The 15,282-nt window shown below is 41.5% G+C and carries 16 protein-coding genes; 9 read left to right on the plus strand and 7 right to left on the minus strand.

Going from position 1 to position 15,282, the window contains the following annotated elements; genetic code table 11:
• Positions 1-20 precede the first annotated feature (20 nt).
• On the plus strand, positions 21-881 hold the full coding sequence (gene hslO, locus F612_RS0105880) for an Hsp33 family molecular chaperone HslO (protein WP_019556829.1): 861 nt from the start codon (positions 21-23) through the stop codon (positions 879-881).
• A 148-nt stretch (positions 882-1,029) separates the two neighbouring features.
• Here the strand turns inward: hslO and F612_RS0105885 are convergent, their stop codons facing one another.
• The 3 genes from F612_RS0105885 to F612_RS0105895 form a co-directional block, all read right to left on the minus strand.
• The gene (locus F612_RS0105885; RefSeq protein ID WP_019556830.1) at positions 1,030-1,935 is read right to left on the minus strand and encodes a Dyp-type peroxidase; all 906 of its coding nucleotides are present in this window, start codon (positions 1,933-1,935) and stop codon (positions 1,030-1,032) included.
• A gap of 77 nt (positions 1,936-2,012) precedes the next feature.
• On the minus strand, positions 2,013-2,789 hold the full coding sequence (gene yaaA / locus F612_RS0105890) for a peroxide stress protein YaaA (protein ID WP_019556831.1): 777 nt from the start codon (positions 2,787-2,789) through the stop codon (positions 2,013-2,015).
• 160 nt (positions 2,790-2,949) lie between these two features.
• On the minus strand, positions 2,950-3,477 hold the full coding sequence (locus tag F612_RS0105895) for a YgjP-like metallopeptidase domain-containing protein (protein ID WP_019556832.1): 528 nt from the start codon (positions 3,475-3,477) through the stop codon (positions 2,950-2,952).
• 179 nt (positions 3,478-3,656) lie between these two features.
• Between F612_RS0105895 and F612_RS0105900 the strand changes: the two genes are divergently transcribed.
• Positions 3,657-4,517 (plus strand): bile acid:sodium symporter family protein, encoded by an 861-nt coding sequence (locus F612_RS0105900; protein ID WP_019556833.1) that lies wholly within the window; start codon positions 3,657-3,659, stop codon positions 4,515-4,517.
• 75 nt (positions 4,518-4,592) lie between these two features.
• On the opposite strand, the gene F612_RS0105905 is transcribed toward F612_RS0105900, so the two are convergent.
• The 3 genes from F612_RS0105905 to F612_RS0105915 form a co-directional block, all read right to left on the minus strand.
• Positions 4,593-4,859, minus strand: coding sequence for a hypothetical protein (locus F612_RS0105905; RefSeq protein WP_019556834.1), 267 nt, complete (start codon positions 4,857-4,859; stop codon positions 4,593-4,595).
• A gap of 139 nt (positions 4,860-4,998) precedes the next feature.
• The gene (gene murU, locus F612_RS0105910) at positions 4,999-5,709 is read right to left on the minus strand and encodes an N-acetylmuramate alpha-1-phosphate uridylyltransferase MurU (RefSeq protein WP_019556835.1); all 711 of its coding nucleotides are present in this window, start codon (positions 5,707-5,709) and stop codon (positions 4,999-5,001) included.
• A 40-nt stretch (positions 5,710-5,749) separates the two neighbouring features.
• Positions 5,750-6,787, minus strand: a complete 1,038-nt coding sequence (locus tag F612_RS0105915) for an aminoglycoside phosphotransferase family protein (RefSeq protein WP_245539513.1) — start codon at positions 6,785-6,787, stop codon at positions 5,750-5,752.
• Positions 6,788-6,958: 171 nt separating this feature from the next.
• On the opposite strand from F612_RS0105915, the gene F612_RS12290 reads away from it, so the two are divergent.
• From F612_RS12290 to F612_RS0105945, 6 genes are all read left to right on the plus strand, one after another.
• Complete coding sequence (locus tag F612_RS12290) at positions 6,959-9,229, plus strand: LPS-assembly protein LptD (protein ID WP_019556837.1); 2,271 nt, start codon at positions 6,959-6,961, stop codon at positions 9,227-9,229.
• A gap of 68 nt (positions 9,230-9,297) precedes the next feature.
• Positions 9,298-10,620 (plus strand): peptidylprolyl isomerase, encoded by a 1,323-nt coding sequence (locus F612_RS0105925; protein WP_019556838.1) that lies wholly within the window; start codon positions 9,298-9,300, stop codon positions 10,618-10,620.
• 140 nt (positions 10,621-10,760) lie between these two features.
• On the plus strand, positions 10,761-11,744 hold the full coding sequence (gene pdxA, locus F612_RS0105930; RefSeq protein WP_019556839.1) for a 4-hydroxythreonine-4-phosphate dehydrogenase PdxA: 984 nt from the start codon (positions 10,761-10,763) through the stop codon (positions 11,742-11,744).
• A gap of 93 nt (positions 11,745-11,837) precedes the next feature.
• On the plus strand, positions 11,838-12,662 hold the full coding sequence (gene rsmA, locus F612_RS0105935; RefSeq protein ID WP_019556840.1) for a 16S rRNA (adenine(1518)-N(6)/adenine(1519)-N(6))-dimethyltransferase RsmA: 825 nt from the start codon (positions 11,838-11,840) through the stop codon (positions 12,660-12,662).
• Positions 12,663-12,688: 26 nt separating this feature from the next.
• Positions 12,689-13,555: a symmetrical bis(5'-nucleosyl)-tetraphosphatase gene (locus F612_RS0105940; RefSeq protein WP_019556841.1), complete on the plus strand. Its 867-nt coding sequence runs from the start codon at positions 12,689-12,691 to the stop codon at positions 13,553-13,555.
• A gap of 48 nt (positions 13,556-13,603) precedes the next feature.
• Entirely contained in the window at positions 13,604-14,167 is a 564-nt protein-coding gene (locus F612_RS0105945; protein WP_019556842.1) for a hypothetical protein, read from the plus strand.
• Positions 14,168-14,202: 35 nt separating this feature from the next.
• Here F612_RS0105945 and F612_RS0105950 read toward each other — a convergent pair whose 3' ends face one another.
• Complete coding sequence (locus F612_RS0105950; RefSeq protein ID WP_019556843.1) at positions 14,203-14,499, minus strand: BolA family protein; 297 nt, start codon at positions 14,497-14,499, stop codon at positions 14,203-14,205.
• Positions 14,500-14,687: 188 nt separating this feature from the next.
• Here F612_RS0105950 and F612_RS0105955 point away from each other — a divergent pair, with 188 nt between their 5' ends.
• Positions 14,688-15,203: a DsrE family protein gene (locus F612_RS0105955; protein ID WP_019556844.1), complete on the plus strand. Its 516-nt coding sequence runs from the start codon at positions 14,688-14,690 to the stop codon at positions 15,201-15,203.
• Positions 15,204-15,282 lie beyond the last annotated feature (79 nt).

The following is a 15,282-nucleotide window of genomic DNA, read 5'->3' on the forward strand; positions in this document are numbered from 1 at the left end:
CCCTATTTGTGGAAACAAAGATGACCAATAATTCAATTCAACGTTTTTTATTTAAAGAACTTAATATCCGTGGCCAAGTCATTCAATTGAATGAAGCTTGGGAACTGATGTTAAAAGATCGCCATTATCCTGAAGCTATTCGCCATTTACTCGGCAAGTTAACGGCTTTTTCGGTCATTATGGCCAATGGCATGAAACACACCGGAAAAATCACGTTGCAAGTTCAAGGCAGTGGCCCTATTACGCTATTAGTCGTTGAAGTCACCCATGACCTTAACATCCGTGGTGTCGCCAAAACCAATGAAACCATCCCAGAACAAGCAACTCTAGATGAATTGCTGGGCGATGGTCAAATATTGGTAACCTTAGAAAACACCCAAACCCAACATCATTTTCAATCCTATGTTGATCGCACCGGCGATAGCATCGAAGAGACATTTGAAAACTTCTTGAGCCAGTCAGAACAACTACCTTCTAAAATCTGGTTAGCCGCAACCGATAAGGCCTTAGGTGGCGTACTGATTCAAAAAATGCCCGAATCCGATGATCTTGATGCCGATGGTTGGGACCGTATCCATAGCCTCACAACGACGGTGACTGATGAAGAGTTGACTCAACTCGATACTGAAACTCTATTACACCGTCTATTCCATGAAGAGACTGTCGAACTATTTGAGTCTCAGAGCATAAAATATGAATGCCCTGAAGATAAAGAGCGTGTTCTCAATATGCTGAAATCACTCGGTGAGGAAGAAGTCCGTAAAATATTAGAAGAGCAAGGTGAAATTGTTATCCATAACGAAATGTGTAACTTTCATATGCGTTTTCATCAAAAAGACGTTGACGCCTTGTTTGCTGAAGAGAAGCCGACCCTTCAATAGAACATCAAAATGGCAAAAAAGTATTTTCTAACTTCACCAGGCCTGGCCCATTTAATTTAATTCTATTTACCCTTAAGTCTGATGATTCTTTAAGCATTAATAATAATTTAGATTTTTTAGGCGTTTACCATGGCTAACTTATCGCTATTTAGCGTAGCATCTCCTGCAAATCATCAATCGCTGGCGCGAACCAATAGGAGCCAGAAACCGCTTTTGAATAGTTAATTAACTGGTCGATCTTTTTGTCCTCCGTTAAACCATACATGCTCTCTAATTGACTCGTAAAGCGTTTTAATTCACATGCAAATGCTAGAAATAGCAGCCCCTTTTCTTGCACCGTGCCAAAAGGCGCAGAGCGTCGATACATTTTCATTGCTACGCCATCCATGTCTAAATCGGTACGACTTATATGCGAATCATCGGGCATGGCATTACCCTCTAATTCAAGATTTTCATCTTTGGTTCGACCAATAATGCCTTCTTGGCAACGCACTGGAACAGCATTCCATTTAGCGAGATCATGCACCCATTTTTGGCTTAAAACTAAACTCCCACCTTCGCCCACTTGGCCTTTTGGAATCACCGCCGCCTCTCGTTTTAACGCTTCCGTTTCCGGATTGGCTGTCCCATCTTCAAACCCCGTCAAGTCCATACTATGATGATAATCAAAACCTTGCTGCTCGAGTGTCAGTTCAGCAACCACCTGCATGTTATTATGTATCTGCATAGCCTGATCAAAAACCACCCCCATATTAATGCCTTGTATCCAAAAGAACACGTCGGCTTGGGTAGAGGGTGCAATATGACTCTGCTGACCATAAAGTGTCATAAAATCTTCTAGAGATGCAGGAGTCCAATCCGGCTGTAACCGGTGCCAGGCCTGTTTACCAAAACTCACGACTAATGAAATATCGTCGGGGTTGATATTAGCCATCGCACCGACAATCGAGTGCTTTATCTCTTTTAGGTTTAAACGGTTAAGTCGGTATTCTAGAAAATGCATATGTTGTTCATTTTCTCTAAAAATTCCTATTTGAGGAAATTTCATCGGCATAAACTTTCTTTAACCCGTTTATATATACAAACGGAACAGGCCTGGTTCGTTTTGAAATTAAAATGCATTATTCAACTCTATCCTTCGATTTTACGCGTGAATATCCAATCGGTTTCACTAGAAGATTCAGCATCAAAGCCATAACCATCCACATCAAATAACTTTAACTCTTCAGCATTTTCAAGCAGATTATCTGCGGCATAACGCGCCATCAGCCCACGGGCACGTTTGGCATAAAAACTGATAATTTTGTATTTGCCGTTTTTCCAGTCTTTAAAAATTGGCGTGATAATCCTGGCATTTAACAGCTTAGGTTTAACGACTTTAAAGTACTCCACTGAAGCCAAATTCACCAAGGTTTTACTATTTTGTTGGGCCAGTTCTGCATTCAGTAATTCCGTGATTTTCGCCCCCCAAAAAGAGTAGAGATCTTTGCCTTTTTGATTCGCAAACTGAGTACCCATCTCTAAACGGTATGGCAACATGTCATCACACGGTTTAAGCAGACCATAGAGACCTGATAAGATACGCAAATGACTTTGAAGGTAATCAATTTTCTGTTCAGAAAGGCTATAAGCGTCCAACCCTTGATAGACATCTCCCTTAAATAGCCATGCCGCTTGCTTGGCTAGTTCTGGCGGAAAGGGTAGCTGCCAATCCTGAAAACGCTGATAGTTCAATTCTGAGAGTTTCTCACTGATGTGCATCAACTGACCAATCTCTTCTGGGCCAATGAGTTGCAATGCCTCAATCAATTGAGCCGCTTCTTTAAGCAATACCGCCTGAGTATGCAAGGGTGTTTGTACAGGTGTGCTTTCATCCAATGACTTGGCTGGCGAAACAAGCATTAACATATTAAGATCCTTGTGATTTTCAGCTATTTTATGGCCGTTTAATTTGTGAGTCATTATAGACGATTACCTGAAGTTCGGGTCTAGAAAACGGGGCTTTGAAGCAAATTCCAAAATCCACCAAGCCTGATTTAATTCACACGGGCAATTAGTTTTATGAGAGTTATCCCGACGCAGACCAAAGCGGCTCTCCGCTTATATCTAAATAGGTCAGGTAAGCCCTTAGGTCAAATTCCAATTGATAATAATCAGGCTCCATATGCAAACACATTTGGTAGAAGGCCTTGTTATGATCGTGCTCTCTTATATGGGCCAGTTCGTGTACCACAATCATCCGCAAAAACGCCAGAGGCATCTCTTTAAACACTGAGGCGACGTGCATCTCTTTCTTTGCTTTAAATTTTGAACCATGTTGGGTGGATTTACGGGTATGAGTGCCTAATGCGTTATGCGTCAGATGCAACTTACGATCAAATACTACTTTATTGAATTGTGGTGCCTTACGCAGATAGCTATTTTTGAGCTCCATGACGTAATCATAAAGCGCTTTATCAGTACGGATTGAGTGTGCTACAGGATATTTTTTAAGCAGCATACCTCCAAAACGACCTTGATTGATCATGTCATGAATCTGATCCGTTAGGCAGGAAGAATAACCGGCAATATAATTTGGTGATGGTTTGGGTTGCATAGACAGCGACTAAGTTTTGAAGTTGAATTTTTAGGACGCTATTTTACAACGAACTAGGTCTGACGAATTTAGAAATTGATACAAAAATTATCTGAGCATAGATTCAAATCTTTGAGTTGTTTTATAACTCAAATCCCCTACAATCCTTTTCAACACTCTAACTTAAATGGAATTAAAACATGTCACCTGACCTACTCACCAAAGTCATCCTCCCTGCCTCACTCTTTCTAATCATGTTCGGCATGGGATTATCACTGCTCTTAAATGACTTTAAAGCTGTTTTAAAAGCCCCTAAAGCCATGGCCATAGGGTTGATTGGTCAAATGCTCATACTGCCTTTAATTGCTTTTGCTATTGCCGTACTATTAAACCTCTCCCCTGAAATTGCCGTGGGGTTAATCATTATTGCACTCGCCCCTGGTGGCGCAACCTCGAACTTGTTTACCTACCTGTACAAAGGGGATGTTTCGCTTTCGATCAGTTTAACGGCCGTTGTCAGCCTGATTGCCCCTTTTACCATTCCATTGGTGGCGGCGTTAAGCATGACTTATTTCATGGGTTCAGCACATGAATTTAATTTGCCTATCCTTAAAACCATACTGCAATTATTAGTGATTACCTTAATTCCAGTGGCATTAGGCATGTTTGTTTTATCTCGCTGGCCAAATGCCGCTAAAAGCATTGAAAACAAACTAAAGTGGTTCTCTCTGTTTTTCTTAATCCTTATTATCGTTTTGATTGTGCTCAAAAACGCCGACAATGTTTTCGGCTTTTTTGCCCAGGCAGGCCTGGCGACGTTCATTTTGAATGTCGTGGTTTTGGGGGTAGGTTATCAAATGGCTAAACTGGCAAAACTATCGCATCCACAAGCGGTTTCGATTGGGTTTGAAGTAGGTATTCAAAATGGCACTTTAGCGCTGGTGGTCGCCGGGTCTTTGATTGGCAATGACGTGATGATGATTCCTGCAGTCACTTACTCTTTGATTATGTTTTTTACGGGCGCAGCATTTGGTTGGTGGGTCAACAGAAAGTCGGCCTAACACCTTACTGATAGACGTAAAGAGCAACCACAAAAAAGGCCCGAAGGTCGGGCTTTTTTGTGGCATTAAAAATAATTAAATCGTTTCTGGCGTCAACTCAACAGACTCTAAGAAATGTCTTAGTTTAGTGATTTCATCCTTATCAGCTAATTCATGTCCGTGATGCGGCAACCCTAAAACAATTTCTTGCTCGCGAAGTATCACTTTGGCTTTATTCGTAGTTGAAATATCGATTTCAGCGCCAAAATGTTCTAATGCATGTTGCAACTTTTTCCAATCAATATTCGTTGCAATTGGGTGGGCAAAAATCTTTTCAAGAATCACTTTATGCTTATGGCTCATGGTTTTCCTTTTCCGTTTTTAAGTTACTTAGTTATTTACTTCTGTTAATTCATTGTAAATAATTCAAACGAATACAGGAAAAAAATTAGATAGATATCGGATGGATAATTACCTCAAATCAATAATTAAACATGCAACCTTACTTCTCAAAAGGACAAGCAACAGCTTCCGTCTCTTTGAGACGCTCAAAAGTCCCTACATCAGACCAAAAACCCTCAAACACACCGCCAATCACGTGCTGCTGTAGCATCGCATGTCTAAGCAGTGGTGCCAACTTAATGAAACCCACTTCTAAACCTATGAATAATTTTGGATGCAAGACACTCATTCCTGAAAACGTGTAACAGCCCTGTTCTGTCACTTGCCGACTATCCAGCAAGCCAAAATCGCCTTGAGTATTGTGCTCCGGGCTAGGAACTAACATTAAAAAAGCCTCAATCTCCGGTGCTGAACGCATCGTGGTCGCTTGCTGTATTAAAGTGTCATAGTTAAAGTCAGAATAGACATCGCCATTAATGACTAAGAATGGTGCTTCTCCTAATAATGGTAAGGCTTGAATAATACCTCCCGCTGTTTCTAACCCACCTGCGGGTTCAGCCGAGTAGTGAATGTTCACCCCCCAACGTTTTCCATTGCCTAAAGCCGCTTCAATCTTATGACCTAACCATGCATGATTAATAATAATATCATTCACACCTGACTGAGCGAGTTTTTCAATATGATATTCAATCAAGGGTTTACCGCAAACCTCAATTAAGGGTTTTGGAATAGTATCCGTTAATGGACGAAAGCGATTGCCGCGACCTGCAGCCAGAATCATCGCTTTGATTGGCACTGTTTTCTCATTCATTACACTATCCACTGTCATCATTGAATTTAACCATTCACTATTATTGATTACTGAACCCTGCAAGTTTCGGTAAGATTTTGTTTTCTAGTAAGCGTACCAAGTCGATCATTTCCGGGTACAAAGAGCCCACCTGTACCAAATAATCTAACGTTAAAGGAATATCGTTTAGATAACTATCCTTACCATCGCGATGTGCCAGTCGACAAAAAATACCTGAGGCTTTTAAATGGCGCTGTATTCCCATCCAATCCATGGACTTTTGAAAGGCTTGCCACTCATCTTTGCTGACCAATTTGGCTTCACATAACTGTAAAAAATAACTTCTTTGCCATTCGCTGACTTGCTCTTGCGGCCACGAGATATAACAATCCCGTAACAGGGAGACCGCATCATAAGTCAGTGCCCCATGCACCGCATCTTGAAAATCTAAAATGCCTGGATTATCTTTCGAGGTGACCATCAGATTACGGCTATGGTAGTCACGATGCACATAGGTTAAAGGCTGCGCCAATGCAGACCTTTGCAGTAATTGCTGAACGTTTTGCCAATCATGCTTTTCGACTCTGTCTAAAGACACATTTAGGTGGGTACCGATTAGCCACTCAGGAAATAAATTCATCTCTGTCTCTAAAAGTGTCTGATTGTAAGCGGGCAATTTCTGAGCCGCACTTTGACCCTTTTTCTGCAGACGCACTAAAGCCGATAAAGCATCCTGATAAAGTCGGTCTGCCTCAACTTCGTTAGCACCCTCTAATGCGGACAAATACGTCGTGGTTCCCAAATCGGTCAGCAGTAAATATCCCTGCACTAAATTTTGCGCCAACACCTTAGGCACTTGCAAGCCCATCTTATTTAACTGATCTGAAACAGCAATAAATGGGCGGCAGTCTTCGTGCTCAACCGGAGCATCCATAACAATAAAGGAGGTCTCACCGGTTTCTTCTGAGTTGGCAAAAACCCTAAAGTAACGCCTAAAGCTTGCATCGCTCGAAGCAGGAACGGGATGTGACATATCACACCCTGCTAATAATGGCTGTTTTTTCAGCCAATCTAACATCATTTCAAATCTTTCGTCCACAATGGGTTCCATAAGGCTAATACTCGGTTAAAATAAACTTTTTACGCATAGTTAATGATTATCCGCTTGATGTCAAATTCTCAATTAAATTTTTTTGGATCATTTATTCATTTTTCCCACATTAAAGTCGGGAGAGGAACACCTGTTTCCGTTGCAAAAAGGCTTCTGAAAATGCGCCTAACGGTCGCCTTCCTCATTTTTACTGGCCTCGCAATGATTCTTCTTAGCACACAAAGTTTCGCTGAAAGTCTCAGTGATAATTCCGCCAGTCGCTGCCTGCCAGAGTTGATCACACCCTTGCAGAAGATTCCAGCTCAGCCTTCTGGATCCATCGCAGCACAAGACACGCCCGCCCCACAAAACCTAGAAGCGGACGAACTCACACAACCCAGCACAAACACTTATCAACTAACTGGTGCAGCTACCTTTAAACAACCAGGCCTGGTCGTTTTAAGCGATAAGATGCTCTATAACAAGACTGAGAAAACAGCAGATTTCTTTGGCAACGTTGAACTCCACCAACCACAAATACTGATTACCGCGGAACAAGCTCAACTTGATGAAAACTCACAGACTGCTACCTTAAAACAGACCGAGTACCAGATTTTGCCAAGCCGTGTTTATGGTCAATCTAAACAAATCGTTATTAATCAAACAAATGAAAATGCTCAACTGGACCGCGCCAGCTTAACCGCTTGTAGGCGACAGGCAGATAAGAGTGTTCCATGGGATTTAAAGTTTGGTGAACTGCATATTAATAACCAAACACGGCGCATGGTGGGTAAGAACACGACCTTATATTTTAAAGATGTGCCTATTTTCTACACGCCCTACTTTGACTACCCTTTGGATGATCGTGCCAGCGGTTTGCTTTTTCCAGAATTTGGCAGCTATAAGTCATTGACTCAAGACAAGACCATGAGCTACCTTAAATTGCCCTATTTTTTCAATATCGCTCCCAATATAGATGACACCCTCACCGTTATGCCAATGACTCAACGTGGCTTGGCACTGGATAATGAGTTTCGTTACCTAGGTAAACATGGCAATGCCACACATAATGTCGTATTGGATGTCACGGCTTTACAGGATCAACTTGTCGTCGAAGACCGTTTAAAAAATCGGTGGCGCACAAGCCTTAATGCCAGTCAAAACTGGGGTAAAGGCTTAACCAGTGATGTGCTTTGGCATGAAGTTTCTGATGAAAACTTTTTTGCAGACATTCCCGTTAACCCGGCCTTAAACACCGTGACACAGACCGAACGTCATATTCAACTTGACTACCGTCAAGGTAATTTACACAGCTATGCACAAATCTTAAACCATTTAAGACTACGTGATGCAGTGCCTAACTATGAAAAAATGCCAGAAATCGGAATAGATTACAGCCGCCAAGTAGACCACTTTAGGATGGATATGCAAGCAAATGCGACCGAGTTCGCGATGTCGAATATTCAACACTCCAATCCAGAAGCTTTGCGAGTTCACTTACAACCTGCACTTGAATACCAGCTACGTAAACCGTTTGGTAGTCTTAAAAGCACCATAGTCGCCAATCAGACACAGTATCAGATGCATGAAAATGGTTTTAATAACACAGGGGAATCATCTATTAATCGATTTGTCCCGCAATTTGCGCTCAAAGGTGCATTGATGTTTGAACGTCAACTTGAACTATTTGGCAAACACTATACGCAAACCTTAGAACCACAAGTTCAATACCTCTATGTTCCTTATGAAAATCAGTCAAATTTACCTTTGTTTGACACGGCAACTCGTAGCTTAGCATTCAGCAATCTTTTTACTCTGAATCGCTTTACGGGTTCTGACCGTATTGGCGATGCTAATCAGGTAGCCAGTGCGCTGACATCTAAATTGCTCAATGATAACGGGCGTCAAATTGCCGATATCGGAATTGGTCAAATTGTCTATTTTTCAGATCGCCAAGTCATGCTTACCGGCAATATACCCGACAGATCTGCCGTTTCTGATATTTTTGTCAAGTTAGGGCTAAATCTCCCAAAACTCTATTTTTCATCCACCATTCAACTCACTCCAGATGACTACCGTTTGACCAACAGTAACAGTCGCTTAAAGTGGCAACCTAACCAAAACAATACGGTTTTGCTGAATCACCTAGCACAAAACCAGGGCACCAATAGTGAAACTGAAGTCATTAGTCTAGGTGGCTTCACGCGCATTAATCATGAGTGGGAAGTGGGCATTTATGCAAACTATGACCTACAGAATGACCAACTTTTTGCGTCTAATATGGGCTTAAGATACGATAGTTGCTGCTGGGCCGCAGAAATCGTTGCAGAACATACACAACTTATAAATGGCTTGTATAATGATAGCATCCAAATTCAGTTTGAATTGAAAGGTATCGGCACGGCGAACCAGAGTTTCAAAAACGATTTCGCTCGGAAACTGAACTTTTAGTAAGATGTTCAACGTAATTTGAATGGTTTACTTTTACACTTTTATAGAACCTAAAAAACGGCAATTGCATGAAAAAAAATAAAACCTCATTTTTTCCTAGTTCGCTTTCTTTGAAGTCACTGTTTTTGAGTGCTTTCACAAGTTTGGCGATTTTATCTTCGATGCCCACGCTCGCCACCGAAACCTTAATTGACCGGATAGTTGCCGTTGTTAATGATCGTATTATTCTAAAAAGTGAACTGGATACCCAGGTATTTACCAAGGCTCAGGAACTGGCTGCACAAAATATCCCCGTTGAAGATACCAGTGCCCTACAAGCCAAAGTATTGGACAGCATGATTTTAGAAACGTTACAACTTGAACGTGCTGAAAAACTCGGCTTACAAGTAGAGGATGAAGAAGTTAACCAACAATTGCAAAAAATTGCAGCGCAAAACAAACTGACATTAATGGATCTAAGAAATCAGCTGAACATTGAAATGCCTGATGGCTTTCAAAAAGTCCGTGAAAAAATTAAAAACAGAATACTCATTCAAAAACTTCGTGAGGCAGAGGTCATCAGCCGCGCCCATGTCACAGAGAGTGAAATCGAACATTACCTACAGCGTGAAAATTTAGAGACCAGCAATATTGAAATCCGTTTAGGACATATTCTGGTTGAACTGCCAGATTCTGCAACACCTGACCAACGTAATGACGCGCTGGCAAAAGCACAAGATTTGCTTAAGCGCATCCACAGCGGTGAAGATTTTTCACAACTGGCTGTACGCTACTCTAATGGTAGCAAAGCTTTAAATGGTGGCGATTTAGGCTGGTTGAAACAGACTGAAATTCCGACCTTCTTTGCTGAGGCTATTTCAGGTTTAAAAACAGGGCAAGTCAGTAAAATCATCCAAAGCCCAAGTGGTTTTCACATAATCAAAGTCATTGACCAAAAAGATAATGCCTTGAAATTGGTTAAAGAGTACCATCTACACCGATTCATTATTCTTAGTGACAATGCAGATCAACAAAACATACCCACGCATATTATTCAGCTGACCAGCGCACTAAAAAGTCTGAAAGACTTTAATGCTTTAAGCACTGAGTTCCCTGATATTCCGAGAGAAGTGAATGCCGCCAGTGACTTGGGTTGGAAAACCGTAGAAACCTTGCCTAGTCCGATCCGTAATGCCGTCACAAACCTTGAAAAAAACCGAGCCTTGCCCCCAATTGCAACAGAAAAGGGTTGGATGATTTTATTCCTAGAAGACACGCGTATTATCGATCAGAAAGCAGTGGATAAAACTCAACAAGCCATTCAGGCCATCCGTGTACGTAAGGCCAATGAGATGTTTGACTTATGGTTGCGTCGACTTAAGGATGAAGCCTTTATTAAAATTCATTTATAGGATGACTTTACGATGAGTCATTCGTTATGCTGAATGACATCTCTAAACCCTTTTTCACTTTCAACGCCAACTCAGAATATTATAGGAGCTGGCGCTCATGTTTCATTCAACTCATTTGCTCAAGATACATAGGAATTCACATGACTAAAAGACTGGTCATTACTTCAGGTGAACCAGCGGGTATTGGTCCTGACTTGGTTTTGCAACTTGCACAAACCAATTGGCCAATAGAACTGGTGGTGCTCGCAGATCAAACGATGCTTGAACAACGTGCCGTGGCTTTGCATCTTGATGTCAGTTTTAAGACCTATGATGCCACTCAACCAGCACAGCCAAGCCGTGCCAATCAGCTCACGATTGAACACTTACCGACGGCTTCACCTGTCGAAATGGGAATTCTTAATCCAGATAATGCCCTGTATGTGATTCACATGTTGAAACGTGCCATTCAGGGATGTCTATCTAATGAATTCGCAGGCATGGTAACCGGGCCAGTTCACAAGGGGGTTATCAATGAAGCTGGCCACCCTTTTACAGGCCATACCGAGTTATTAGCAGAAGACAGTAACACTGACCAGGTCGTCATGATGCTGGCAACGCCAGGCCTAAGAGTGGCGTTAGTCACCACTCACCTACCCCTTAAGGAGGTTCCTGAAGCCATTACACAGCCATTACTCACCAAGGTCTTACAAATTACGCATAACGCTTTAAAAAACCAGTTTGGTATTCCAAACCCGTCTATTTTAGTGGCTGGACTTAATCCGCATGCCGGTGAAGACGGTCATATGGGGCGCGAAGAAATTGATGTTATTAATCCCGTTTTAAACGCCTTAAGTGACAAGATGAATCTCAGCGGCCCTCTTCCAGCTGACACGCTGTTTACGCCTAAATATCTAGAGAAGGCAGATGCTGTGTTAGCCATGTATCATGACCAAGGCTTACCCGTTTTGAAACATGTCGGTTTTGGGAATGCCGTTAATATCACCCTAGGCCTGCCCTTTATCCGCACCTCGGTCGATCATGGCACTGCATTGGATTTAGCAGGGACAGGCATGGCCGATACAGGCAGTTTTAAATATGCCATCGAAGTTGCCTTACAGATGATTCAAAGCCGCCCTGTATAAGCGGTCCATTATGTTTAATCATGTGAATTAAGTCATGCTCAGCATCTGAATAATCACTGTAGAACTAACCAAACAAACAATAGAGCGAATATTATGGCAAAACCAAAATCAGGGCGTCCTACGACCCATAAGCATAAGAAGCAGTTTGGGCAAAATTTCTTGAACAATGGGCGTATTATTGACCAAATTGTTGCCGCTATCCGTCCTTTGCCAGAGGACCATATGGTAGAGATTGGCCCGGGAGAAGCGGCCTTAACAACCCCACTTATTGACCGCGTTAAGAAATTAGATATCATTGAGATCGACAATGACTTAATTGGCCCACTTAAAATTAAATTTGCCATAAAACCCGCCTTTAATCTTCACCATACAGATGCACTTAAATTTGATTATTCGACCCTACTTTCAGAGTCTGAAAATTCCATTCGAATCGTCGGTAACCTTCCTTACAATATCTCAAGCCCGTTAATGTTTCATCTACTCAAGTATGCAGATAAGATTAGTGACATGCATTTTATGCTCCAAAAAGAAGTCGTCAATCGCATCACTGCCAACCCCGGTGGTAAAACCTTTGGTCGCTTAAGTGTGATGATTCAATACGCTTGCGAAACCGAATATCTATTTACCGTTGGCCCTGAAAACTTTACACCTCCACCAAAAGTAGAATCAGCAATTATTCGTTTAATCCCGCATAAGATCAAACCGTTTATAGCCGACGATGAGAAAACCTTTGCAGATGTGGTTCGTCAATCTTTCAGTCTAAAACGTAAAACCTTACGTAACAACTTAAAAGGATGGTTGGACGCTGACCAAATAGAGTCTCTCGGTATTGACCCAGGGGTTCGAGCGGAAACACTTCCTCTGGAAAGATTTGTGCAGATGGCCAATTTATATTACAAACTCAAAACCCAAGCATAAAGGGTCGCTACCAAGGTTTACACACTATGGCAACTTACGTAATTGGAGATCTACAGGGTTGCTTTGATGAGTTGCAAAACTTATTGAAGCACATTGACTATCAACCCAAAACAGATGTTTTGTGGTTTGTCGGTGACCTAGTGAATCGTGGCCCTAAATCTTTAGAATGTTTGCGTTTTGTTAAAAAACTTCAAGAGAAAGGTCGTGCCTTCACTGTTTTAGGCAACCATGACTTTCACCTTCTTTCGGTCTATGCTGGTTTTACAAAATATCTTTCTAAATCAGATACGCTCAATGGTATTCTGAACGCTAAAGATGTTAAAGAGTTAATGGATTGGTTAAGACAACAGCCCTTAATGGTGACCCACCCAAGTTATAATTCAGTGATGGTTCACGCGGGCATTCCACCTCAATGGACGATATCCCAAGCTCAAAGCTATGCGAAAGAGGTTGAGTTACATCTTCAAGGGAAGAATTGGCGACGCTTTTTAACGGAAAATTTATTTGGTAGCCAACCGGACGAGTGGCAAGAGACTTTAAGGGATTGGGATCGAATTCGTTATATTGTGAATGCCTTTGCGCGAATGCGCTATTGTGATGCCAATGGAAAATTAGAGTTTAAGCTTAAATTGGCGCCTTCAAATAAACCCCGCGACAATAATGCATCTCACTCCACTGAATTTGAACCTTGGTTTGTCTTTCCCAACCGAAAAAACAAAGATTATGAAATTTTCTTTGGTCATTGGTCTACGCTTGGTGCAATTGATGCTTATCATGTACATGCAACCGACACAGGTTGCTTGTGGGGAGGCTCTCTGACGGCCTATTCCATAGAAGAAAAGCGACGTTACACGGTCGATTGCCGACAGCAATGTAAGCCCAAAAAAAAGTAAACGCACAAAAATTGACGATTAAGTCAGGTATAAAGGCCACTAAGCATTATGGACACTCAATTTGAGACTGAGCAAACTCAACCTATTCCTTCGCCGCAAGAGATGCTCTCACGACTGAATCAAGTCAACCCCAAATACTTTGACGTTAAAGCGATAGAAGATCAGTTAAAAGGCAATAAAATTTGGATTTATGTCCTGACATTACCGGTTAGTGCCGTTTTATTAGCTGTATTTACGCTGTTGGGGACCTTTATGTTTAATCAACCCATTATCAGTTTTCTTATTACTGCTGCGTTACTTTTTTGGATTGGTAAAATGTTTGATAATCAACAGCATCGATATAAATATGCCGCTCGACAAGAAGTCATTAACCGTATTGCAGAAATTGAACAAAATTTTGGATTAATTCCGCATTTTAAAAACTTTCTACCCAGTAAATATCGTCATATGTGGCAATCTGTTCGTAAAGGTAACTACACTTACATTGAACAATATGTGCAAGCATTAGTACTCTTGCAGCATAAGTTAGAACCAGAGAAATTTATCCGCATCTGGCATCTCACCTATCCTGACATAGATTCAGAAAATGAGGAACAAGCGGAATACTTATAAACTAAGTCTAATATAGACCGGCTGAACCTTCTAGTTTAAGGATGGCTAGCACATTTTGGAGAAGCAGGTACCGTTGCTCGTATAGTCCACTCTTCAGGAGAGTATGTGTGTAATGCTAACGCATGAAACTGTGGCATTAAATCAGACAATACACGATATACGGCTTGCTGTCGTTTAACCTTACCGATGCCGTTAAAGCCTTCAGAAACCAGCGTCATTTTAAAATGGGATTCGGGCGCTGGTCCAGAATGCATATGGCTCTCATTCAATAATTCAAAAAACACAATCTGAAAATTTTCGTTTATAGCTAGTTCAATTTGTTGCTGTAGCATCTATGTCTATCCTGCTTTAAGGGTTTATGAGCTATTTTTAGTGCTCACGATGGCATCATTATAAACCCAACTTAATCCACATTGATATCACTCGTACTGCGATGGGTTATAATACTAAGCATTCGTCATTAAAGTATTGACACAAAATCATTAACATTCATCTCATTTTTAATCAGTAGGTACCTATTATGTCCCTTTTAAAATCAACAATCATCCTGGGTTTATTTTTATTCAGCACATCACTCTACGCAGCGTCTACAAACGTTAATACACCTGAATTTAAACTTAAACAAATGCCTGAGTTACAAGATCCTGTCACGGACCGCTTTCCAGGTGATCCTGCAGAGCATAAAGCGGTGTATATGTTCAATAAATCAGATGCGGGCTATCAGCACAGTATCCTGAACTCGATTCAATCAATGATTAAAAAATATGGCAGTAATGTCGATATTGCCGTTGTTGCAATCGGTCCTGGCTTGCATGTACTCGCTAAGAAACCACAACGTAAAGTGGATCCTTTAACTTATGAACGGGTTGCAAGTTTTGCAAAAGATTACAATGTCCGTTGGATTGCATGCGGAAGCACAATGCGAACGATTCATTGGACAGATGCAGATATGCGTCCATTTGCAGAGTATTCTGAAGTAGGTGCAGCCGCATTGATGGAACTGCAAGAAGAAGGTTACAAATTATTAGTTTGGTAAAAAACCCAGGCCGACTATCTTCTTAACCCAAGGAGACTGTTAATCCAATACTAACAGCGCTTTTTGGTACCTTGATACA

This window comes from Thiomicrorhabdus arctica DSM 13458 (genome assembly GCF_000381085.1).
In the GTDB taxonomy this organism is placed as follows: Bacteria; Pseudomonadota; Gammaproteobacteria; order Thiomicrospirales; family Thiomicrospiraceae; genus Thiomicrorhabdus; species Thiomicrorhabdus arctica.